The sequence below is a fragment of the Spirillospora sp. CA-294931 genome, from assembly GCF_050946795.1.
Classification (GTDB): Bacteria; Actinomycetota; Actinomycetes; order Streptosporangiales; family Streptosporangiaceae; genus Spirillospora.
Window position 1 is genome coordinate 2,281,876 of the sequence record NZ_CP192006.1, and the last position, 20,230, is coordinate 2,302,105.

Annotated in this window: 20 protein-coding genes and 2 tRNA genes; 9 read left to right on the top strand and 13 right to left on the bottom strand. The window is 67.2% G+C overall.

All coding sequences use genetic code 11. The features are described 5' to 3' along the window. Window positions 1-118: 118 nt before the first annotated feature. The gene (locus ACQPY4_RS10635; protein ID WP_433335021.1) at window positions 119-523 is read right to left on the bottom strand and encodes a hypothetical protein; all 405 of its coding nucleotides are present in this window, start codon (window positions 521-523) and stop codon (window positions 119-121) included. Window positions 524-882: 359 nt separating this feature from the next. Between ACQPY4_RS10635 and ACQPY4_RS10640 the strand changes: the two genes are divergently transcribed. Next, on the top strand, window positions 883-1,419 hold the full coding sequence (locus ACQPY4_RS10640) for a hypothetical protein (protein ID WP_433335023.1): 537 nt from the start codon (window positions 883-885) through the stop codon (window positions 1,417-1,419). Window positions 1,420-1,593: 174 nt separating this feature from the next. After that, window positions 1,594-6,531, top strand: a complete 4,938-nt coding sequence (locus tag ACQPY4_RS10645) for a hypothetical protein (protein ID WP_433335025.1) — start codon at window positions 1,594-1,596, stop codon at window positions 6,529-6,531. Here ACQPY4_RS10645 and ACQPY4_RS10650 read toward each other — a convergent pair. The 5 genes from ACQPY4_RS10650 to ACQPY4_RS10670 all read right to left on the bottom strand — a co-directional run bounded on the left by ACQPY4_RS10650 (window position 6,522) and on the right by ACQPY4_RS10670 (window position 9,732). After that, on the bottom strand, window positions 6,522-7,565 hold the full coding sequence (locus ACQPY4_RS10650; RefSeq protein WP_433335027.1) for an ATP-binding protein: 1,044 nt from the start codon (window positions 7,563-7,565) through the stop codon (window positions 6,522-6,524). The two genes, ACQPY4_RS10645 and ACQPY4_RS10650, sit on opposite strands and share 10 nt — an antisense overlap. 29 nt (window positions 7,566-7,594) lie before the next feature. After that, entirely contained in the window at window positions 7,595-7,939 is a 345-nt protein-coding gene (locus tag ACQPY4_RS10655) for a hypothetical protein (RefSeq protein ID WP_433335029.1), read from the bottom strand. Window positions 7,940-7,966: 27 nt separating this feature from the next. Further along, entirely contained in the window at window positions 7,967-8,290 is a 324-nt protein-coding gene (locus tag ACQPY4_RS10660; protein WP_433335031.1) for a hypothetical protein, read from the bottom strand. Between the two features lie 176 nt (window positions 8,291-8,466). Next, the gene (locus ACQPY4_RS10665) at window positions 8,467-9,318 is read right to left on the bottom strand and encodes a helix-turn-helix transcriptional regulator (protein WP_433335033.1); all 852 of its coding nucleotides are present in this window, start codon (window positions 9,316-9,318) and stop codon (window positions 8,467-8,469) included. 246 nt (window positions 9,319-9,564) lie between these two features. Beyond that, the gene (locus tag ACQPY4_RS10670) at window positions 9,565-9,732 is read right to left on the bottom strand and encodes a hypothetical protein (RefSeq protein WP_433335035.1); all 168 of its coding nucleotides are present in this window, start codon (window positions 9,730-9,732) and stop codon (window positions 9,565-9,567) included. Between ACQPY4_RS10670 and ACQPY4_RS10675 the strand changes: the two genes are divergently transcribed. From ACQPY4_RS10675 to ACQPY4_RS10690, 4 genes are all read left to right on the top strand, one after another. Then, window positions 9,709-10,482: a site-specific integrase gene (locus tag ACQPY4_RS10675; RefSeq protein WP_433335037.1), complete on the top strand. Its 774-nt coding sequence runs from the start codon at window positions 9,709-9,711 to the stop codon at window positions 10,480-10,482. The two genes, ACQPY4_RS10670 and ACQPY4_RS10675, sit on opposite strands and share 24 nt — an antisense overlap. Window positions 10,483-10,658: 176 nt before the next feature. Next, on the top strand, window positions 10,659-11,327 hold the full coding sequence (locus ACQPY4_RS10680) for a polymorphic toxin-type HINT domain-containing protein (RefSeq protein ID WP_433335039.1): 669 nt from the start codon (window positions 10,659-10,661) through the stop codon (window positions 11,325-11,327). Between the two features lie 110 nt (window positions 11,328-11,437). Next, window positions 11,438-11,920 carry a hypothetical protein gene (locus ACQPY4_RS10685; RefSeq protein ID WP_433335041.1) on the top strand — a complete coding sequence of 161 codons (483 nt, stop codon included), beginning with the start codon at window positions 11,438-11,440 and terminating at the stop codon, window positions 11,918-11,920. A gap of 343 nt (window positions 11,921-12,263) precedes the next feature. After that, window positions 12,264-12,749, top strand: coding sequence for a hypothetical protein (locus ACQPY4_RS10690; protein ID WP_433335043.1), 486 nt, complete (start codon window positions 12,264-12,266; stop codon window positions 12,747-12,749). 691 nt (window positions 12,750-13,440) lie between these two features. Here the strand turns inward: ACQPY4_RS10690 and ACQPY4_RS10695 are convergent. After that, the gene (locus ACQPY4_RS10695) at window positions 13,441-14,451 is read right to left on the bottom strand and encodes an abortive infection family protein (RefSeq protein WP_433335045.1); all 1,011 of its coding nucleotides are present in this window, start codon (window positions 14,449-14,451) and stop codon (window positions 13,441-13,443) included. 198 nt (window positions 14,452-14,649) lie between these two features. Between ACQPY4_RS10695 and ACQPY4_RS10700 the strand changes: the two genes are divergently transcribed. Then, the gene (locus ACQPY4_RS10700) at window positions 14,650-15,291 is read left to right on the top strand and encodes a hypothetical protein (protein WP_433335047.1); all 642 of its coding nucleotides are present in this window, start codon (window positions 14,650-14,652) and stop codon (window positions 15,289-15,291) included. Window positions 15,292-15,531: 240 nt separating this feature from the next. Then, window positions 15,532-15,672, top strand: a complete 141-nt coding sequence (locus ACQPY4_RS10705) for a hypothetical protein (protein ID WP_433335049.1) — start codon at window positions 15,532-15,534, stop codon at window positions 15,670-15,672. Window positions 15,673-15,938: 266 nt separating this feature from the next. Here the strand turns inward: ACQPY4_RS10705 and ACQPY4_RS10710 are convergent. From ACQPY4_RS10710 to ACQPY4_RS10730, 5 genes are all read right to left on the bottom strand, one after another. Next, window positions 15,939-16,011, bottom strand: a tRNA-Lys gene (locus ACQPY4_RS10710). Window positions 16,012-16,076: 65 nt separating this feature from the next. Beyond that, entirely contained in the window at window positions 16,077-16,589 is a 513-nt protein-coding gene (locus ACQPY4_RS10715) for a response regulator transcription factor (RefSeq protein WP_433335051.1), read from the bottom strand. Window positions 16,590-16,676: 87 nt separating this feature from the next. Further along, window positions 16,677-16,752 (bottom strand) — tRNA-His (locus tag ACQPY4_RS10720). 53 nt (window positions 16,753-16,805) lie between these two features. After that, entirely contained in the window at window positions 16,806-17,405 is a 600-nt protein-coding gene (gene orn / locus ACQPY4_RS10725) for an oligoribonuclease (protein WP_433335053.1), read from the bottom strand. A 34-nt stretch (window positions 17,406-17,439) separates the two neighbouring features. Then, window positions 17,440-18,093, bottom strand: coding sequence for a pyridoxamine 5'-phosphate oxidase family protein (locus ACQPY4_RS10730; RefSeq protein WP_433335055.1), 654 nt, complete (start codon window positions 18,091-18,093; stop codon window positions 17,440-17,442). A 69-nt stretch (window positions 18,094-18,162) separates the two neighbouring features. Here ACQPY4_RS10730 and ACQPY4_RS10735 point away from each other — a divergent pair, with 69 nt between their 5' ends. Next, complete coding sequence (locus ACQPY4_RS10735) at window positions 18,163-19,527, top strand: PLP-dependent aminotransferase family protein (RefSeq protein ID WP_433335057.1); 1,365 nt, start codon at window positions 18,163-18,165, stop codon at window positions 19,525-19,527. On the opposite strand, the gene ACQPY4_RS10740 is transcribed toward ACQPY4_RS10735, so the two are convergent. Next, on the bottom strand, window positions 19,481-20,170 hold the full coding sequence (locus tag ACQPY4_RS10740) for a hypothetical protein (RefSeq protein ID WP_433335059.1): 690 nt from the start codon (window positions 20,168-20,170) through the stop codon (window positions 19,481-19,483). The two genes, ACQPY4_RS10735 and ACQPY4_RS10740, sit on opposite strands and share 47 nt — an antisense overlap. Between the last annotated feature and the right edge of the window lie 60 nt (window positions 20,171-20,230).

The following is a 20,230-nucleotide window of genomic DNA, read 5'->3' on the forward strand; positions in this document are numbered from 1 at the left end:
CACCGCGGCCGTACTGGAGCGCCTGGCTGCCCGCCACCAAGTCCTCGACGCCGAGATCCCCGGACTCGACCGTCGGTGGACGGGCAGTTCAAATAGGTTCGCCCGGACTTGCTCGAGCTCAAAGGAGTAGGAATCCTACTCCTCCTGATAGCTCCGCTCCGTCCCAGTGCCGGTCGCGGTCGGCGTCGTCGGCCAGATGTCTGAATGGCACCTCGAATTCGACGCACGCCGCCGCCACGCCGAGCACGGACCGCGCATTGGCCAGGGAGCTGGACACGCGCACCTTCCAGCCCTGCCCGGGAAGGTCGAGGTCAGCGGGCTCCCAGTGGGTCCACGCGCCCGCGTCCCGCCGCCTCCAGCCCGCCGGCATCGGATCGGCGTCGTACCGCCGTCCCGGATCGACGGTGCCCCCCGTTTCGTAGTAATCCCGATCGGCGAGCAGAAAAAGACATGTCGACCGCCGCCCGACCACACCCTTCACCGACCGCACGACACCGGAATTATCCCACCTCAGTTTGACCATGCACAGAAGGCCGGGCAACAGCCCGAACCCCGCCCACCACCCAAAGACCGAACCCGGCAGGAAACGCAGCGCCCCATAACCCTCTCCATTCGGGCCCGGCACGTCGCACAATGGCGACGGCAACTCGCATTACCACTCACGTGATCTGCGGCAATCTCAACAACCGCCAAACCCCGCCCCCGCACTGATCACCTTTAATAACCCGGCTTCGGGGCAGAGGGACTTGCATTCTGGTGCACGTGGAGGCACGGAGCGCCGAATCTGCTTTAAGGACGCGCCGTAATGCGGGGGCGACCGATTCCGGCCGTTGTGACGCGGATGGCCGATCGCTTGATACTTGTGCGGTTAAGGTCGCTGCCGTGCGAACCGCGGAACTGATCACACTGTCGACGGGACTGACCACGGCGACGATCGCCCTGGTCGGGTACTGGATCAATCAGCGGCAGAAGCGCAGGGAGCGGCGGAGCGAGACGTTCGCCGCGGCGTTGGAGGCGGTGCGCGAGTACGAGCAGGCGCCCTATCTCATCCGCCGGCGCGAGAGCTCGGAGCCGGGCGTCCGCGCACAGCTCGCCGAGCGCCTGAGCGCCTCGGCTGGGCGGCGCCGCTACTACGCGACGCTTCTCAGGCTGGATTCTCCCGTGGTCGCCGACGCCTACCAGGCGCTGCTCGACCAGACCAGAAGACAGGCCGGGCCCTATCGCTCGGAGGCCTGGAAATCTCCGGTGATCACCAGGGACGAGGACTTCCCCGGCTCGGCGAACTACGTCTACGACAACGGCCCGGAGTGGGACCTGTGCCTGGTCGCGATGCGCCGGGAGTTTTCCTTCCTCGCCAGGGCGGGGCGCCGCCGCACCCGCAGGCAGGTGGCGGCGATCATCGCTTCGAGGGGACCGTGAATTCGCCGGCCTCACTCGGTGCGCGACTTCCGATATTTTCACTAAACGTGAAAACCTACCTATTAACCCTCCGGGAGATGACTATACGTTAATGAGGTTGGATGTCCGCGGGTGCGTAGGCACCATGTGCGCCGAGCGGGAGTACCGGGGATGGCGGACGAGCAAGATCGAATGGTGGGGGAACTGCAGGAATCACAGATCGACGCGACGCTTCAGGACCTCGTCGCGCCTCCGGGAGCCGACGGTGACGCCGAACATCCCGAGCACATCACTCATGGACGCCTCCTGAACGGCGGACGGAGCACGGCCACCGTTCTGGAGGTCGAGATTCAGCGGGCCGGGCGGCCGACGCGAAGCATCGCGAAGATCGACGAGATCGGCCGGATCGCCGCCGAGTGGCGGGCGTTCAAGGAGCACATCGCACCGCGCCCGCGCGCCCTGTTCACCCCGATCGAGTATGTGAGCGAAACCGTCCTGATGGCCGGCCAGGAAAAGGATCTTGGCGACGGTTACGCGGCGATCGTCTATCAGCACGTGGCGAACTATTCGGCGACCGGCGATCCGAACACGGACTGCCTGGAAGATCTGATCGAGGCCGCCCTTCAGGGGGAAGTCCCCAAGGACAACGTCGTTTCCGCCCTGCGGATGTTGATGCAGCGGCTGTGGAACGGCCTGTACGAGGGCTCGACCCCGTCTTCTGATCCCACCAATCTGTGGAAGTACAACACCAGGATGGGCGTCGACCTGGTGCTGGAGGTCAACCACGCGTCCGGCGTCCGGCTCCGCTTCGACCCCGCCCGGGCCGATGACATCCCGGAATGGCACCGGATGGAGGTGCTGGAGGCGTCCATCTCGCCCGCCGGGGCGGAAGACCTGCCGGGGAAGCAGATCAGCCTGAAGAACGCCCTGGTGCGCCTCCACAAGGACCGGCTGCTCTGCACGGGGCCGCAGTGGGACGGCGTGACGGTGCACATCGTCGCCGCCGACGATTCCAAGCTCGACCTGGCGGCCTATGACGGGCACAGGGTCACGGTGACCGGCCGGGTGAAGTGGTTGCGCGCGGCCGACCGGGCCCAGATGATCCGGCGGCAGCTCCCGAACATCGAGGCCGCCGGAGCGACCGTCCGCATCGGCGACTGCGCCATGGCCCATCCCTTCACGATGCTGGAGTCGTTGTTCCGCGAGCAGCGCCGCAGGGTCAACGCGACTGTCGTGCACGGCGACCTCAACCCGCGCAACGTCATGTACTCCGGCGGGCAGTTCTATCTCATCGACTTCGCCCTGACGCGGGCGGAGCAGCCGATCTTCACCGATCCGGCCTGGCTGGAGATCGGCCTGCACCGGGACGTGATCGCGCCACGGCTGACCTGGCCGCAGACGCTACGGCTGCAACGCCTTCTGGCGCTGGCCAGCCGGGCGATGGACGCCTCCAACATCCCGCAGTCGTCGCAGGAGCCCTCCCGCACGGCCATCGACGAACTGCTGGAGAACGAGCCCGAGATCGTCCGCACGAGCTTTGAGATCCTCAACGCCATCCGCAGCAGCGTACGGGTGTGGTACCCGCGCCAGGACGCCCCGGTTCCCTGGTGGCGGGACTACCTGACCCAGGTCTCGATCGCCGCCTGCCACACCCTCGCCTGGAGCGACGCCAGGCAGAGCGAGCCACGGGTGCGCGCCGCTGTGGCCACCGCGGCGGTGGCCGCCGAATGGCTCCGCGACGACTGTTCCTACGAGCACTGGCGGGACGAGGAGATCACCGCCGTCCTGGCGATGCGGGAGCACACGCTGCGCCACAGCGATCCCGAGGCACTGGCGACGTTCGCCGAACTGCTGGCGGCCCTCGACTCGCGCCCCGGCATCGACGACGAGGCACTGGCCGGCAAGCTGGAGGACGCGCGCGCGTCGATGGTGCACTCCTGCTACCAGGACGCCGCCCGCGAGATCCGCGACCATCTGCGCGAGGACAGCCACCACTACATCCCGCTGTCGGTCGGCGCCGGGAGCGAGGCGGTGCGAACGCTGGCCCAGGCTCCGGCGGCGATCCTGTCCGGAAGGATCGGTTCGGGCAAGAGCGCGGCGATCCGTGAGCTGGCCTTTCAACTGGTCAACGCCGTCCTCACGCCCAGGGCGGCCCGCACCGTCAAAGAGGCGGACCACGACTCCGGGCTCCGCCCGAGGATGCCGCTGCTGGTAAAGGCCCGCGACTTGCTTCCGCTGGCGGACAACGAAGACCGGCCCCGCACGCTCCTCGCCGGGCTCGAAGACCGGGTGGCCGCGCCCTACCGGCGCGTTCTCGCCGGCCCTGAGCCGGCCGACGCCTTCACCATCGGCGCCGTCCATCTCATGGTGGACGAGTTCGACGTCCTCTCCCACGAGGACCGTGATCGTCTGTGCGGCTGGCTCGGACGGCTGCGCAAGGCGTTCCCCCGCACACCGATCCTGGTCTGTGACCGGCCGTCCGGCCGCGCCCCGGCCATGCCTGACGCCGTCCCGCTGACGCTGCGGCCGCTCCTGCTGTCGCAGGCCCGTCACCACCTCAGCGGCCAGCTGACCGCGGCCAGAATTCGCGACGAGGACCAGCGCAAGGCCCTGCGCTTCCTCACCGACCTCGACGAGTATGCCAAGATCTGCGACCTCATCACCGTTCCCCTCTTCCTCATGGCGTTCACGCGGCACTGCGCCAGAGGCCAGCCCTTCGGGGGCATCGGCGAGGTGTTCTCCACGTTCGTCGAGAGCCAGATGACGCAGACGCACCGGGAGTCCGCGCCCCCGTGCCGGTTCACGCTCGGCGAGCGCCTGCGGGCCCTGGAGGTGATCGGTCGGCACGCGGTCGAGAAGGGAGACCTCACCGCGATCGAGCCGTCCGTCGTCCTCGACCTGCTCGGCAAGGCGGACGTCACCCATCCTGACGAGGTGCTGGCGGAGCTCGTCGCGGAGGAGATGCTCACGTGGACGGCGCCGCAGGGCCGCCGCACGCTCGCCTTCGCGGCACCGTCGTTCGGCGAGTACTTCGCCGCCCGCGCCTTGGAGCACGACTTCAACCAGCGGGTCGACGACTTCAACGAACGGGCGCTCCGATTCGAATGGCAGCAGCCCCTGCGCATTCTGCTGAGCTATTCCGACAACCGGCAGGCGTTGGTGGAGGCCCTCGTCGACCTCGCGCTGAAGACCGGCGACCCGCTCTTCCCCGCGCAACTGCTGCGGGCGAGCGGCGACCCTCCGGCGGCCGTGGTGGAACGCTTTCTCCACTCCCAGCGCGGCGTGCTGTCGTCCCCGCTCACCGGTGAGCACGACTGGGACGCCGCCGCCCATGCGCTGGCGCAGTACGGGAAGGAGGACGCCTGGCAGGTTCTCCGCGACTGTGTTGCCGACACCCGCGCCCCCGAGCGCGCCCGGTCACTAAGCCTGTCGGCGCTGGTCGGCCTGCTTCGGCAGGCGGGCGACGGCACGGAGGCCGGACGGCTCCGGCAGACGGTGACCGAGACGCTCGACGGGCTGTTGGACGCCGCGGTCCCCGAGCGTCTCCGCACGCAGGCGATCGAGGCGATCGGCGACCTCGACGTCCGCTGGCACACCGGCCGCGTCTTCATGCTCATCGACGCGAACGAGTCCTGGCCCGTGGTCGACGCCGCCTACACGGCGCTCGACAGGCTCGGCAACAACCCGGGCCCACTGCGGGAGGACTACCTGGACGCCTGTGTCGCGCGGCTGACCGCCGTGGAGAACGAGCTGCTCCGGTCCATCGCGCGGGACGGCATCGACGATCTCCAGGCAGAGCGGTGCCGGCTGCTGGTCACCTGCGCGGAGGCGGGCCTGCTTGAGGTGCTGCTGGCCCGGCGGTTCAGCTACGGGATCAGCCACGACTTCGACTGGCACACCTACCTCGCCGTCGCCGCCGCCCACCCCCGCGCGATCGAGGAGGCGAGCAGCGCGGTCGCCGTCCTCACCGGCGGGCGGACGACCGAGGAGCTCCTTGAGCGGTTCACCGACGGGGACGACGTCACGGTCACCGCGGCCGCGCACCAGCTGCTCATCGAGGGCGACGACGTCCGGGCGCGTGAACTGCTCGGCCGCGTCACCGCCGACTCGTCCCGCGTCCGGCTTCAGGCGGTTGCGTACGCGGTCGGGTCGCTGCTGGATGGCTTCGAGGACGTCACCCGGCTGGTGGACGACCTGCTGGCCAAGCTCGACGCCGAGCGGCTGGGCGTCCTGGCCTCGCTGCTGGCCAACCTGCCGCAGAACTCGCTCGACACCAAGCGGCTGTTCGTGCTGACCGAGGTGCGCAACATCGACGCGGGCCTGGACGCGTCGGTGTACTGGCCGTGGTTCCATTCCTGGGCGAACGCCGGCAAGCCCACCGCGGCCGACCTCCAGACCCTGTTCCTGGAGGGCGATACCGGCGCCGAGCTGGCCATGTGCTGGCTGGCGACGTTCGACTACCTGGACGCCGGCGCCACGATCCCCGTCGCACGGCCGTCTCCGGAGGCCGCCTCCATACTGCTTGCTATGCGGCCCGATCCCGCCGACACGCGGCGCAGCATCTGGTGGGTCCTGGCCTGTACCGCCGCGGGGCTCACCGAGGCTCTTGACTACGCCTTCGAGCTGGCGGAGCGGGCGCAGCAGGCCGCGCTCCCCGAGGCGCTGGTCAGCAACTCCCGCTACGGGCAGCTGGAGACCTCCGGGGTCGAGGGCGTCCTGTCATGCATCGGCCATCTCGGGCTGATGCTGCGAGAGGACCAGGAGGACAGGTGCGCCGACGCGTACAAGTTCCTGATCAGGTACGACACCGGGCGGCTGCACGCCTCGGCCGAGCGCGGCAGGCTGGTGGGCCTGGCGGTGCTTGGCGACTGGTTCACGATCCTCTCGAACCTGGACGCCGACGACCTGCCTCTGCTCCAGGCGGCGCGCAACGCGGTGGAGAGGTGGACGCCCGGCCCGCACACCCCGGAGTGGGCGCGGGAGCACCAGCCGATCGCCGCGTGGGTCTCCGCTCAGATCGAAGCGACCGTTGACCGCTCCCCGCAGGTGCGTTCGACCCTGTGCGAGATCAAGGAGCTGCTGGAGCTCAAGCTGCGCATGTACGTGGTGAGCGAACCGCGGCCTCAGTCCTGATCGGGCCGGGACGGTCGCTCGGCCATCGCGGCGCGCATGATGCCGACGTGCTGGTCGGCGACGTTCCGGTCGTGGCCCGGCCGCGACCTCTTGATGTGCTCGATCGCGGTGACGAAGTCGCAGTGCAGCAGGGCCGGGCTGTGGCGGTCGGCCGCTCCCGTCGCCGCGTCGATCACGGCCTGGCAGATCTCCCGGCCGCTCACCCCGTCGATCTCGGCGAGCCGGTTGACCGACACATCGCGGGCGAGCGGCAACTCGGGGGGCAGATGGCGCTGCCAGATGGCCCTCCGGGCGAGCTTGTCGGGAAGCGGGACGCGGATGTGCCGGATCCGGCTGCTGAACGCCGGATCGTAGGCGCTCACCTGGTTGGTGGCCAGCACGGTGAGGACCGGGAAACGGTCGAGGCACATGAACAGCTCGGTGCGCATCGCGTTGATCGCGTGCTCCGAGCCCTGACTGGGCGCGCCGATGCGCCGCGAGGTCAGCGAGTCGGCCTCGTCCAGGAAGAGCACCGCGTTCTGCCGCTGCGCGGCCTCGAAGATCGCCACGAGGTTCTTGGGGCCGTCACCGTGGTAGCGGCTTTCGAGCTCGGAATACCGTCCGAGGACCAGCTTGCGGCCCAGCCGGGCCGCCAGGGCGTGCGCCGCCAGGGTCTTGCCGGTTCCCGGTGGGCCGTGCAGGTTGACGGCATGGCCGGGGTGCGGCTTGATGCTCCGCAGGTTCCAGACGTCGTAGATCAGGCTCCGGTGCTCCTCCTGGGCCACCGCGGCCAGCAGCTGGCCCATCACCTCGTCCGGCAGGACCAGGAAGTCGAAGCCGTACTTCGGGGGGACCGCCGCGAATCTGGTGCGGCCGTCCGCGTCGGTGGCGGGCGCCCGGTCGCTGACCACCATGCCCGGGGCCCGGCGGCCGGTAACCGTGATCTCCACGTCGCCGAGCTGCGCCTCGTCCAGCATCGACTCCACGGCGTGGACCAGCCGCACCGTCAGCAGGCTCGCCTTGGCCCGCGAGAGCTCGGCCGGGATTCCGTGCACCCGGATCCGTCCATCCGAGGACACGGTGTTCAGCCGCCCCAGACGACGACGCGGTGGCCTTGGTGGATCCTGCGGACCTCGTCCTCGGCGTCGGCGGCTCTGATCTCCCGGATCTCGACGAAGGACTCGCGGTCGGTGTCGTAGACGCCCTGGATCATGGAGACGTTGTCGAACACCCCATGCACGACGGCGACCTGGTTGGCCTCCATCCGCTGGGCGATCGTCACTGCGACGCGTTCCTTGGCGGCCAGCTCCGACTGACGCTGCCGAAACCAGTTCACCAGGGATTGCAGGGTGACGAAAAGGAATCGGGTGACGGCCGCTACGCCGAGGAGTGCCAGGGCGGCCAGTGCCACCGTCAGGACATCGGTCATGCCACTCATACCGCCGTCACCTTCGCCTCATCGGAAAACGATCAAATCCGTTCCTGCGAACATCTCCACCAATTCATCATCAAAAGTGTCCACGGTGGAAGACCAGTAACCCTCGATGCCGGGACCATCCAGGATCGGCTCGTCGAACTCGTCGAGAAAGACCAGATGCGCGCGCCAGACTCCACGGACACGCCGGCGCAGCAAAGCCCCGGAACAGGCGCCGGGAACGCTCGTCCGATGATCCACCAGCAGTTCGACGATCATCGGGAGGGTCAGGTGGCCGACGTGCCGTGCCGGGTGCTTGAGGTCGGCCAGCCGACCGCCGAGCGCCGCACCCAGTAACGCCGTCATGCTGTCACCCCATCAACAGGCCCCCGCACCACCGGCGGAGGTCGGCGACCGCCCTCTGCCAGCTTCACACGACACTATGCCGTGAGCAACCGGTTCCCGGCATGACCAGTCCGTACCAACACGTCAAAGTACCGGGTACGAATTGCCCTCTCCCTCATCTCGGTGAACACTTATGATCAGTAGCGCGGCGGGTGGTGACGCTGATCGCCCAGCTGGCTTATCCGTTCCTTGAGCCGTGCGGGACTGGGGTGCCGCCCGGTCACCCACAAAGCCACCCAGATCCGCGCCGCCTCGGTGGCGGTCGGCACATCGAGTTTCTGCAGGGCGTTTCGGATGTGATTGCGCACGGTCAGCTGCGATATCGATAGCTTGACGGCGATTTCTTCGTAGGTATGGGCGTCCGCATACAATTCAATGACGCGCCGCTCACGAGAGCTCAGCTTGAGGATCTCCGGGGGCAGGGCGTCAGGCGTCAAGGTGGATTCGACGGCCATCGGCGCCACGGCAAGGGCCTGCGGCGCCGCGACCAGGTAGGGCTTCCACTGACCCGACCTGGCCAGCCTCTCGCGGAGCGCCGCGGTCTTCGAGTTGGCCGCCACCGCGTTCAGGGCCTTGGGCAGCATGGCGCGGTCGGCGATCCCGTCGAGCAGCCGCTCATCCTCCGGACTCAGGTCAAGGCCGAGCTCACGGGAGCCGCGCAGGATGTCACCGGCCAGACCGGCGTCCATCCGTCCCGGATTCTCCAGCGCGTCCCAGATCGTCCCCGGCAGCTCCTCCACGTCGGTGTCCACCGGCAACACCGCGATCGCGCCGTGGACCCAAGAGGCGACCCGCTGGTGGCGCGGATCGGAGGCCGTCACCACGACGACCACCTCCGCCGCCAGGAGTTCCGCCACCGCCTCGGCCGAGCCCGAATCGGTCGGATTGAGCACGTACAGATGAACGTCGTCGGCCACCTCACCGACCTCGGCGATCGACGCACAGCCTGCGAGCACCTCGAAACGGTTGTCGGCGTCGAGAAGGGTCACCAGGCTCTCCCTGGTGACCGTCCGGTGGTCGATGACCACGGCACGGGCAGCGCCTGACATGCCGTCTCCCATGCGTCCCAACTTCCATCGGAGATTGGACGAGGATCCACGTTCTGGCCGCCGCCCGGCGAGGGCAGATTACCTCTCCGGCCACGACGGAATCTCGCCCTCGACCCTCTCTGTCCAGCAGCGGCCGACCGCCCCCGCGCACGCCGAAAATCTGCTTCCGGCGCCCGAGGAGACGGGCTAGGCGGTCAGTTTGAAGCGGTGGATTCTGCGGTAGTCGCGGCGCACGGCCAGGGTCATTTCGGCGTGGCGCAGCCCGTAGACGGCCGACCAGCGGGTGTGGCCCTGGGCCACCTTGGAGAGGAGGTCCAAGGCGCCCGCGCGGTGCAGACGGCCGAGTTCCTGCACGCCGTCGGCGATCACCGTCTGTACGCCGCCTACCACCTGATCGCGCTGCGCGGCCTGCGCCGCGGGGAGGCCGCTGGGCTGCGTTGGTGCGACGTCGACTTGGACGAGGGCGTCGTGGTCATCACCCAGCAACTGCAGCAATACGACGGGCACCTGATCGCGTGCCCGCCCAAGACCGCCCGCAGCGCCCGCGTGATCGCGCTGGATCGCACCACCGTGGCTGCGCTGCGCGACCACAAAGTCCGTCAACGGCACGAGCGCACCCAGGCCGGCAAGCGCTACCGCGACAGCGGGTACGTCTTCACCTGCCTCAACGGTGACCCGATGGCCCCGGACCGGCTGACGCGAACCTTCACCAAGCTGATCGCTGAGCATGGCCTGCCGCCGATCCGGCTGCACGACCTACGGCACGGAGCAGCCACCCTCGCCCTGGCCGCCGGGGTGGAGTTGAAGGTGGTGCAGGAGATGCTTGGGCACTCGAGCATCGTGCTCACCGCCGACACCTACACCTCCGTCCTCCCTGAGGTCGCTCACAAGGCGGCCGGGAAGACCGCGACCACGTCCTCAAAGCCGGGCGCCTCGTTCCGGGAACCAAACTCACGCGCCGCCGCGCGTCAACCTCCAAGAAGCGACGCGGGCGCAAGCGCCCTGCCGACCGGGGGGTACGGAACGGCCAGTAAAGCGCTCACCCCAGCCGCCAGATCGGACATCCGCGAAGACGCTGAGCTGCACTGCAGCCGGCGGCATTAAAGACTGGTTCAAATTCAACCGAGGCGCCAAAGCCGCCGAACAAGCCGCCAAAACCGCCCAAGCCGCCGCCGACGCCATACCCACCGGCTGCAACAGCTTCACCCCAGGCACCCAAGTCTGCCTCGTCAACGGCAAAACCAAACTCATCAACAAAATCAAACCCGGGCGATAAAGTTTTGACAACTGATTCAAAAACGGGAAAGACCTCAAAGCAACCAGTTGTTGCTTCTTACTCCGGAACTCGTTACAACAGTATCGTTCGGATCACCATATCTGCCGATGAGAAACGTGACGGACGAAGAGGTGAGATCCGAGCGACCGAGCACCACCTCTTCTGGGACGCCAGCACCAGTGAATGGAATGCGGCAGGCGAGTTGGCAACTGGCAGTCGTCTCCGTAGTCCCAACGGCGATACAATCGAAGTGGCCAACGCAGTCGCTTCTGGCGGCGGTGGAACCGTCTATGACATTACGGTCGCTCGCACTCATGCCTTCTATGTGTCGGTCGCCAACAGCGACGTCCTGGTGCACAATTGCTCTCCTGAATTGGCGCGCCACGCGGCGCAGCTGCCCACAGACTCCGGGATTCAAGTGGTTTCTTTGCTCAGAACCAGGTTGGGACGTAGGTATTTTGGGCACAATATGAATCGAGAGGATATCGGAGACGTTGATTTCGATGCACGTCAGGCGATCGACGCTGCCGGGGGACACCACAGGGGCTGTGCTGAAATCGGCTGCATCAGTGATGCTTTCGAAGCCGAAGACTCGGTTGATGGTGCGGTTATGGAGACCGTCCTTTCTGCGCTGGGCACTAGTCTCCATCTTTCTCCTCATGAAGGCCTGTGAGGAATCTTGCGTTCCCTTGCTTTCGAGATTGGGAATTCAAGCCATCAGCGGTTAGAGGTTTGAGGAGATGGTTGAGAAAATTCAAGCACCCTACAGAAAGGTAGTTTCTAGTGCGTGACGCCTCTCTTGTCAATTGGTCGTCGATCCACCACGCATACGGGGCGGCCTCGGATATTCCGGCGCTATTAGAGAAGGTAACCAAACTGCAAAGAGAAGGCGCTTTCGAAGCGTTTATCGATCTGCGTGGAAAGGTTTGTCATCAAGGGGTAGTGATAGGCGAGGCGACTTCCTATGTGCTTGACTACTTGATAGATATCGTGCGTTCGGGTGAATCTCCCATTCGCGTTGAACTTTTCAAGCTGGTCGAGAATATTTCAAACGCCTCCACCGCTTGGAGGAGTGCGGCGCGGAATGCATCGCCTGAACGTCGAGCTAACTATTCGAGAAGAATCTCATGGGAATTGGCTGTTGAGGATAAGTTTGTCAACATTCTATCTTCTCTTGAATTGTTGACGGCAGACCCTAATCCTGAGGTTCGCAGGATCGCAGAGTCCTTGGTTGTTAAACACGCTGATCAGAGTATGAGTGAATAATAAAACTATGGCGTCTTTTGATAGCACATTCTTCGTCATCGGCTAATTTGAGGCGATGCCGCCGCATCCGCCGAAAACGCGTCGTCACGGGCTTGATCAGCGAGTACCACCACGCCGCATAGCCGCAGTTCAGACCACGTGACCCAATAATCGAGCGCCACAGGGTTCCGCAGGGCATCACGACCACCGCGGACGCTACCGCCGAGGCGAGTTACGACCGTGTGAGGGCGATCGTGGTCGGTTGGTACTACGACCAGGGCGGAACCGAGCGCGGTGTCCAGCTGTCGTTCGTGGACTACTCGCGATGGTCAACCCGTCTCGGGTTCTGCCGACTGGACAGTCCGTGCTCGAGCTCGGGTTGGCCTGTCACAACCCTGACGACCCGGCGCACGAGGACGATCCGCGCGACGACCTCGCGGAGATGGCACAGGACGCGATCGGTTGGGGCCGTGCGTACCGCCTCCGCGAGCAGGAGTTCGGCCTGCGGACCCTGATCGAATTCTTTTGCGCGTTCGACAACGGCTGGTTCGGCGCACCTAGTTGGGGGCGCATCGTCGATCGGTTCGTTGCCGCAGTCGACGACCGGGAGCACGAACACTGGCGGGTGCACCGGGACCAGCCTTGGTTCGACGAGTGGTTCACCAGCCGTCCGGCCGACATTGCGGACAACGCTGAACTGCGTCGGCTCCTGCTTGCCGGGCCTGACCTGCTGTCCGAAGCAGCTGCCGAATGGTGCGTGGAAGGTGCCATCGGCTACGTCTGTCGGGACGACCATGCGAACGGCTGCGAGCGGTGCGGTGTCCCGCCAGCGACAGAGTCGTCGAGTTAGTCGTCGGTTTGAAGCGCCCTGGTCTGATGGAGCCTCCACCCGAATCGTAGAAGGTCGGCTTGATCGCGCGACCCCGGCGCTGCCGCCCGAACCGAGGTCACGCCGGACGGGACCGTTGGTGCGCGGATGTTCGGGGTTGGTATGACCGACCCCGTCCATTGGGTGGCGGGGCGACCTGGGCTGGGTCCTTCTCATCGTCCTCGGGCAATCCTCGCCGACGCGGAGGGTTACGTCATCCCGCGTGCGACTTCACTCATGAGGCGTTCCAAATGGATGGGCCGCTCCAGCACCTCGATGACGATGGCCCCGACCAGCCAGGGGTGTTCTGGGGCGGTCTGAACGAACCCGTCTACCAGGAACGACACGTCCGGCTGGCGGGCCAACCGCAGCGTGTAACGCCACTTGGCGTCATTTGGGCGCTAAAGACAATCCCGCAACACGTCATGTGCAGGTCGGAAGAGACTGGTTCGACGTGTTCGAAGTGACCAACGGTCAGCCGGTCATGACGGTCGGCGATGCCGACGGCAAAGGGTACGCTCGCTGCCTGGGCCATGGGGAAGACACGGGCTGCTCTCAGACCTTTCGCTCTGCTCGAACCTCGACCGACCACGGATCTCACTAGCCTGAGCATCGGCGGTTCCTCTACACTCGCCCTCGCTTTCCAGGATCGTGAAGCCCGGCTGGGGAGCCCCTACGCGAGATCTGGCGGCGGTTCCGTTAGACCGACTGCCAGCACGATGTAATCGAGCAGGTGCCCCCAGGCTTGTTGTGCCCGGGGCGGCAGGCAACGGCCGCTGTAATGGAGCCGATGACAAAATGCTTTGTTCTCGAAGGCGGTTGTGAGGTCATCGATATTGGTATCGGCGAGCTTGTTCTCAAGATCGCCGATAACCACGCTAGCCTCGTCCTCGCCAAGTGGCGCGATCACCCGGGACGCCCACTCGGCTGACCATATGCTGACGGTGGGCCGCCCGGTGGCGTCGATGAACAGCCCCTCGAAGAGAGCGGTGCGGTAAGCCGGAGGCCAGATGTCTAGGTCGTCACTCTCGGCACAAGCCTGCACGCCCTCCACCCGAACGACATGGGTGTCCATCATGGCCCGCTGACCGACGGCCATACCAAGCCGACGCAGCACCGCGGCGTCGCCTTCGTTCTGCAGAGCTGCCTTCAGACGCGGAGTCAGGGCCCCGCCATGGAAGATCCCGCTTTTGAGGTCCCGGATGAGAGGCTCGGGCATTCCGAGCGTGAGGACACCGAGGCGCCGCAGCGCCCACCGCGACCACAGCAGTGCGCCATCCAGGCACAGGTGAAGCATCTCTTCCGGGATGTCAGGCTGCTCGGCTCGCCCGTGCCCTGTCCCGTAAGCGTTGCGGACTGGCGCCAGCTGCGTAGCGATGCCCTTCGCGCTCTGTACCAACTGCTTCAGGACGGGCTCGTTGCTCAGGTGCGGGCCGGGGAGGCGCGCCAGCGCCTTATGAGCTGCCGTCACGCACTCGCCGAAGTCCATCTGTGACCCGGCGACCTCGCCGCGCGTCGCGAGCACGATCTTCGCGATCGTCTCCACCATCTCCTTCGCGACCCCCAACGCGAGAGGGTGATCGCTGGCTTCGAGGGCGCGGGCCAGACGCCACTGCGTCACCTCCACGACCTTCCATGCCTCATCCGTGATCCCGACCGCTCGTTCGAGGGTGAGTAGGTACACGGGCGGGACGGTTGGTGAGCCAGGGACAGTCATCTTCGCAGGACCCTTCAGGGAGTACAGCGTTGGAACGTGCCTCATCCAACACCGCAAGCCCAAACGATTCACGGTGTTTTCCTGTCACCAGCTCATCATCCAGAAGCTGCTCGCCCTCGGTCTGCTACAGGTCAAACTCGCGATCAAGGACTGAGGTCCCAAACGGTGCTTCGCAAGAGGGCACGCCCGGCCAGCTGGAACAAGGCGACCGACCCCGACCAGATCGAGCTTCGCGAGTATCTCGACGACACCGCAGATCTGCTGAGATCGGCGAAAACCGTGGACCGGGCCTGTGCGATGCGGCTCGACGTCGGACTGCCCGAAGGGCGCGACCTCACCGACACGGCCGACCTGGACAACTACGCCTACCCGCTGGCCGCGCACCTTCTCATCGAGGGGCTGGTGTCGGTCTGGCGCACCAAGCGCCATGCGGAGGTCTCCCGCATCCTCCTCGCGCCAGCTCAAGAGACCACGCTGCCACCGACGATGTTCTGCGTCCGCACCACTGCGTCGTCTCAAACCACGGCGTACAAGGAGCAGGTGAGGTCGGCGGTGGTCGGAGTGGCCGAAATCCCTGCTGGCCCCGTCCGAGTTGAGCTCTCGTTTGCAGTTGGTCCACGCTGGAACTGGCTGAACCTCTGGAAGCCCACCATCGACGCGCTGGACCCAGTGCTGGGGCGCACCCGTGCCGACCGCGATTGGCATCCCAAGGACGGCCGGATCACCGACCTTGCCCTGCACCGCACGATGGATGTGACACTGGGCAACGACATCGTCGTCTCGATCGCGGCAGGACCAGCCGGGTGAGGTATCGCGCCGACGCCGGTCCAGGCGAATCGTAGAGGGTCGACTTGATCGCGCGACCCTGGCGCCGCCACCCGAAGCGAGGTCACACCGGACGGGACCGTCGGTGTGCGTGTGATTGGGGTTGGTATGACCGACCCGTCCGTTGGGTGGCGGGAAGTATGGACTGGGTCGCCCTCATCGTCCTCGGCCACCCTCGCCGACGCGGAAGGTTTACATCACTCCCCGCGTGCGACGTCACTTATGAGGCGTCCCAAAGTCGGTGGGACGCTCCAGCGCGTCGACGATGACGGACCCGACCAGCCAGGCGGGTTCTGGGTCGATCTGAACGAACCCGCCTACCGGGACCGATACGTCCGGCTGGCGGCCTACCGCATCGCGTAACCCCACCCGGCGTCAGTGTCACGAACGCGGATCGCTCCTGGGTCGTCGATGCCGGGGGGTGTTCTGCGCTTCACAGACCGGCCCCCCGGATGGGATGGGGAATGGTGTTCGCGGAGACGGAATGGGTGCGCTGGTCGCCATTCATTGGGCTCGGTGTCTGGGGTGGTGTCTCGTGAGCGAACTTCGAGCATCGCGGGGGACATATCGGCCTATAAAGACCGGTGGGCATTGGCGACATAATCGCTAATACCCTAGGTGGGAGCGGGTGCGCCGTCAGGGACTTGAACCCCGAACCCGCGGATTAAGAGTCCGCTGCTCTGCCAATTGAGCTAACGGCGCGTGTCGCGTGTCTTGCTGGCGACATGGAGAAGGTTAGCAGGAGCTGGGGGTGGTGTGCGAATCGGTTAGGCGGGGGTGGTGCGGCGCCAGAGGGCTATGGCGGTGGGGCGGGAGGTGACGCCCAGCTTGGAGTAGATGCGGTTGACGTGGTTCTTGACGGTCTTCTCGCTGAGGAAGAGCTCGCGGGCTATCTCGCCGTTGGAGTGGCCTCGGGCTATGAGGTCCATGACCTCGGCCTCGCGGGCGGAGAGGCCCAGGCCGGAGCGGACGCCCTGGATGAGGGTGGGGACGGTGAGCGCTTCGGGGTTCAGGTGGCCGCGGGCTCCGGCTTGGAGGGCGGGCTCGATGTCTTCGTCTGGGGGAGCCAGGATGAAGACGGGGGAGGTGCGGCTGAGGGGGGTCGTGAGGTCGGTGCTGGTGTTGTTGAGCAGGACGATGTCGGGGCGGATCTCCTCGGCCAGCTCTACCGCGTTGTGGGGAGCCTCGGCGGTGATGTGGAGGTCGGTGCTCTCGGACAGCGCGGAGACGAGGTCGGTGTGGGCGTCCACCAGCAGGACGCGCAGGGGGGTCTCTTCCATCCGTGGCCCTTCGTCTACCACGTCGGAGCATAACCCGGGACGCGAAAAGACGGTGGGTTCCCGGAGGAACCCACCGTCTTCTGTGTCTGGGGTGAGTGACGGGACTTGAACCCGCGACATCTTGGACCACAACCAAGTGCTCTACCGGCTGAGCTACACCCACCATGGCCGGAATTGCTTCCGGCTCCCCGTAAGTGTAGCGGCTTCGGGCGGGTGCTACGCGCCCTGGACGATCTCGGCGGCGATGTTGCGGGCGGTGTCGGAGTCGGGGCCGGGCTGGGGTACGAAGAGGGCCGAGCGGTAGTAGCGCAGCTCCTGGATGCTTTCGGTGATGTCGGCCAGGGCGCGGTGGCCGCCCTTCTTTTCGGGGCTGGCGAAGTAGACGCGGGGGTACCAGCGCCGGGCCAGTTCCTTGATGGACGACACGTCGACCATGCGGTAGTGCAGGTGGGAGTCGAGGGCGGGCATGTCCCGCGCGAGGAAGGAGCGGTCGGTGGCGATGGAGTTGCCGCAGAGGGGCGCCTTCTTGGCGTCCTTGACGTGGGTGCGGACGTAGCGCAGCACCTGCTCCTCGGCCTCGGCGAGCGTGACGCCGCCGGCGAGGACGTCGAGCAGGCCCGAGGTGGTGTGCATGTCGCGCACCACCTTGGACATCTGCGCCAATGCCTCCCGTGGTGGTTTGATCACCACGTCGAGGCCGTCGTCGAGGACGTTGAGCTCGCTGTCGGTGACCAGTACCGCTATCTCGATGAGCGCGTCCTCGCGCAGGTCGAGGCCCGTCATTTCGCAGTCGATCCACACCAGCCGCTCGTTCATGTGTTCACCTTATGACCATGAGCGACCGAGCGGGTCATCCCACTGTGATCGATTTCACGTGGTCTGGGACGGGAATGCCCTCGCGCAGGAGCGGGTCCGGGATCGGGGTGCCGAAGGACGGGCGGACGGGGACCACTCCGGCCCACACGTCGAGGGCGTAGTCCTCTTCCTCGTCCCCGGGTGGGCCCTGGCGGACCTTGACCGACGCCTCGTCGAGGGGGAGCGCGAGGACGGTGGTCGCCGCCAGTTCCCTGGTGTTGGGGCCGCGCACGACGTCCCATTGGCCGGGGGCGAGTTGTTCGGTGATGCAGCGGAGGCCGGCGAGCTTCTCGTCGGGGTCGGTGACTACCCGGGGGGCGCCGTAAATGATGGCGCTGCGGTAGTTGAGGGAGTGGTGGAAGAGGGAGCGGGCCAGGACGATGCCGTCCAGATGGGTGACGGTGACGCAGATCTCCGTGGACGGGCTCTCGCGCAGGTAGCGGGCGCCGGTGGAGCCGTGCATGTAGAGGACGTCCCCGATGCGCCCGTAGCCGGTCGGGATGACGCGGGGCGCGCCGTCCACCACGATGCCCAGGTGGCAGATCATGCCGTCGTCGAGCACGTCGTGGAGGTCGGCGCGGTCGACCCGGCCGCGGTCGGAGAGGCGGCCGATCTGGGTTCGGTCTGTGGAGGACAGTGGTGTGCTCATGGTTGTTTAGGCTAAGAAACAAGTGGCCTGGCAGCTAGGGCCACTTGGTGATGAAACGAGGTGACCACTTTGGACCTGCCTCTGGTGGTCGACCGGGACGCGGGCGAGGCGATGAGCGCCCAGCTGGTCGCGCAGCTGCGCGGGGCGATGCGGGACGGGCGGCTGGTCGCGGGGGAGCGGCTGCCGTCGAGCCGGGCGCTGGCGGGGTCGCTCGGCGTCAGCCGGACGGTGGTCACGGGGGCGTACGAGCAGTTGTACGCCGAGGGGTGGGTGGAAGGACGGCATGGGTCGGGGACGTATGTCACCGATGTGCGTCCCGTAGAGGAGGAGGCCGACGGTGTAGGTCCGGCTGCCTTTACCGATCGGGTCGCTCCCGAGGGCGTCATCGATCTGCGGCCTGGGGCCTCCTATACGGGGGCGCTCGATACGCCTGCTTGGCGCCGGGCCTGGCGACTGGCGGCGTCGGTGCCGCCCGATCGGCGTCCGGATCCTCGGGGGCTGCCCGGCCTGCGGGCCGCGCTGGCCGGGTACGTCCGCCGGACGCGGGGTGTCGCCTGCCCGATGGAGCGGCTGGTGGTGACGCGGGGCATCACCAACGGTCTTGATCTGGTGGCGTCGGCGACACTGAGGCCGGGCGATCGGGTGGGGGTGGAAGACCCTGGGTACGCGGGGGCACGGGCGGTGCTCGCGGGCCGGGGGCTGACACTGGTCCCGCTCCCCGTGGATGAGCATGGCCTGATCGTGGAGGAGCTTCCAGACGACCTGCGCCTCGTCCACACGACGCCGTCCCACCAGTACCCGTTGGGCGGTGTGCTGCCGGTGCCGCGCCGGCAGGCGCTGCTGGCGTGGGCCAGGCGCACCGGTGCTCTTGTGGCCGAGGACGACTACGACGGCGAGTTCCGCTATGACGTGGCGCCGCTGCCCGCCCTCTACGGGCTCGATCCCGAGGTCGTGGTGTATCTCGGCACCACCACCAAGATCCTCACGGCGGACGTCGGGGTCGGCTGGCTGGTGGCCAGGCCCGGCCTGTGCGCGGCGGTCACCGAGCGGCGCGAGGCGCTGAGCGACCGGACGGCGGTCGTCCCGCAGGAGGCGATGCGGGTGATGCTCGAACGCGGCGACCTGGAGCGTCACATCCGCCGGATGCGCGGCGAGTACGCGCGGCGGCGGGCGGTGGTCGCGTGCGCGCTGGAGGGCCTCGCGCTGCGCGGCGACACCGCCGGGCTCCATGTGGTCGTGGAGATGCCCGAGCGGGCGGCGCGCGCGGTCGTCCGCGAGGCCGAGCGGCGCGGGGTCTGGCTCGAGACCCTGGAGCGCCACCATGTCGGCGCCGCGCGCGTCTCCGGGCTGGTGATCGGGTACGGCGCGGCCAGGGACACCGCCGAGCTCAGGAGCGGATGCTCGCTGGTTCGGGAACTGGCGCCACGGACCTGATCGACTGGACGGGCGGAGCCGGGTCGGGCGCGTCGGCCCCCCGGGGCGGCGGGACGGTGAGCTGTGTGACCGTCTGCGGCGGCCCGGTCGGCTGAGGGGGCGTCCGGAACGGCTTGGGGATGGGCGCGGCCGGGGTGTCGGGGCCGGTGATCCGCCGGACGTCGATGGCCCCGGGGTCGGGCCGGTCGGCGGTGGGCACCTGGGAGGCGCCGAAGTGGCCGCCGCGCGACCAGGCCCGCCGGTCGCGGGGGCCGTGGTACGACTGCGGCGAGGGCAGCGGCGGCCCGGCGGGCCAGCGCCGGGTGACGCCCCAGGCGTCCAGCCAGCGCATGATCGGGTCCAGTCCGGTGAGCACCGCGCCGGTGAACGGGTCGGCGGCGTGGCCGACCACCATGATCTGCACGCAGGCGCGGCCCTCGCGCGCGGCGGGCGTCCCGATCAGCCGGGCCGCCCGGGTCACCGGGATCAGCTGGACGACCTCGCCGGACGCGGGGTTCCACACCAGGTGCGGCGGGCGGTCCTCGCGCATCAGGTCGGCGGCGACCGAACGGGCCGAGACGATGCGCGGGTCGGACTCGCTGCTGAACCAGATGACGCGGGGAGCACCTCCCCGAAGCGGTCCGCCGTCCTGTCGTGCCTGCATGCGGCCGGATCCCGGCAGCCATGCGTCTGCCACGGTGCGTCCCCCCCAATCGGGCGGTCG

Excerpts from the sequence above, each read along its gene's own strand:
- ACQPY4_RS10705 (WP_433335049.1), top strand. The coding sequence starts at position 15,532 with ATGAGGCGTCCCAAAGTCGGTGGGACGCTCCAGCGCGTCGACGATGAC.
- ACQPY4_RS10740 (WP_433335059.1), bottom strand. The coding sequence starts at position 20,170 with ATGCAGGCACGACAGGACGGCGGACCGCTTCGGGGAGGTGCTCCCCGC.
- orn (WP_433335053.1), bottom strand. The coding sequence starts at position 17,405 with ATGAACGAGCGGCTGGTGTGGATCGACTGCGAAATGACGGGCCTCGAC.
- ACQPY4_RS10635 (WP_433335021.1), bottom strand. The coding sequence starts at position 523 with ATGGTCAAACTGAGGTGGGATAATTCCGGTGTCGTGCGGTCGGTGAAG.
- ACQPY4_RS10715 (WP_433335051.1), bottom strand. The coding sequence starts at position 16,589 with ATGGAAGAGACCCCCCTGCGCGTCCTGCTGGTGGACGCCCACACCGAC.
- ACQPY4_RS10730 (WP_433335055.1), bottom strand. The coding sequence starts at position 18,093 with ATGAGCACACCACTGTCCTCCACAGACCGAACCCAGATCGGCCGCCTC.
- ACQPY4_RS10660 (WP_433335031.1), bottom strand. The coding sequence starts at position 8,290 with ATGACGGCGTTACTGGGTGCGGCGCTCGGCGGTCGGCTGGCCGACCTC.
- ACQPY4_RS10655 (WP_433335029.1), bottom strand. The coding sequence starts at position 7,939 with ATGACCGATGTCCTGACGGTGGCACTGGCCGCCCTGGCACTCCTCGGC.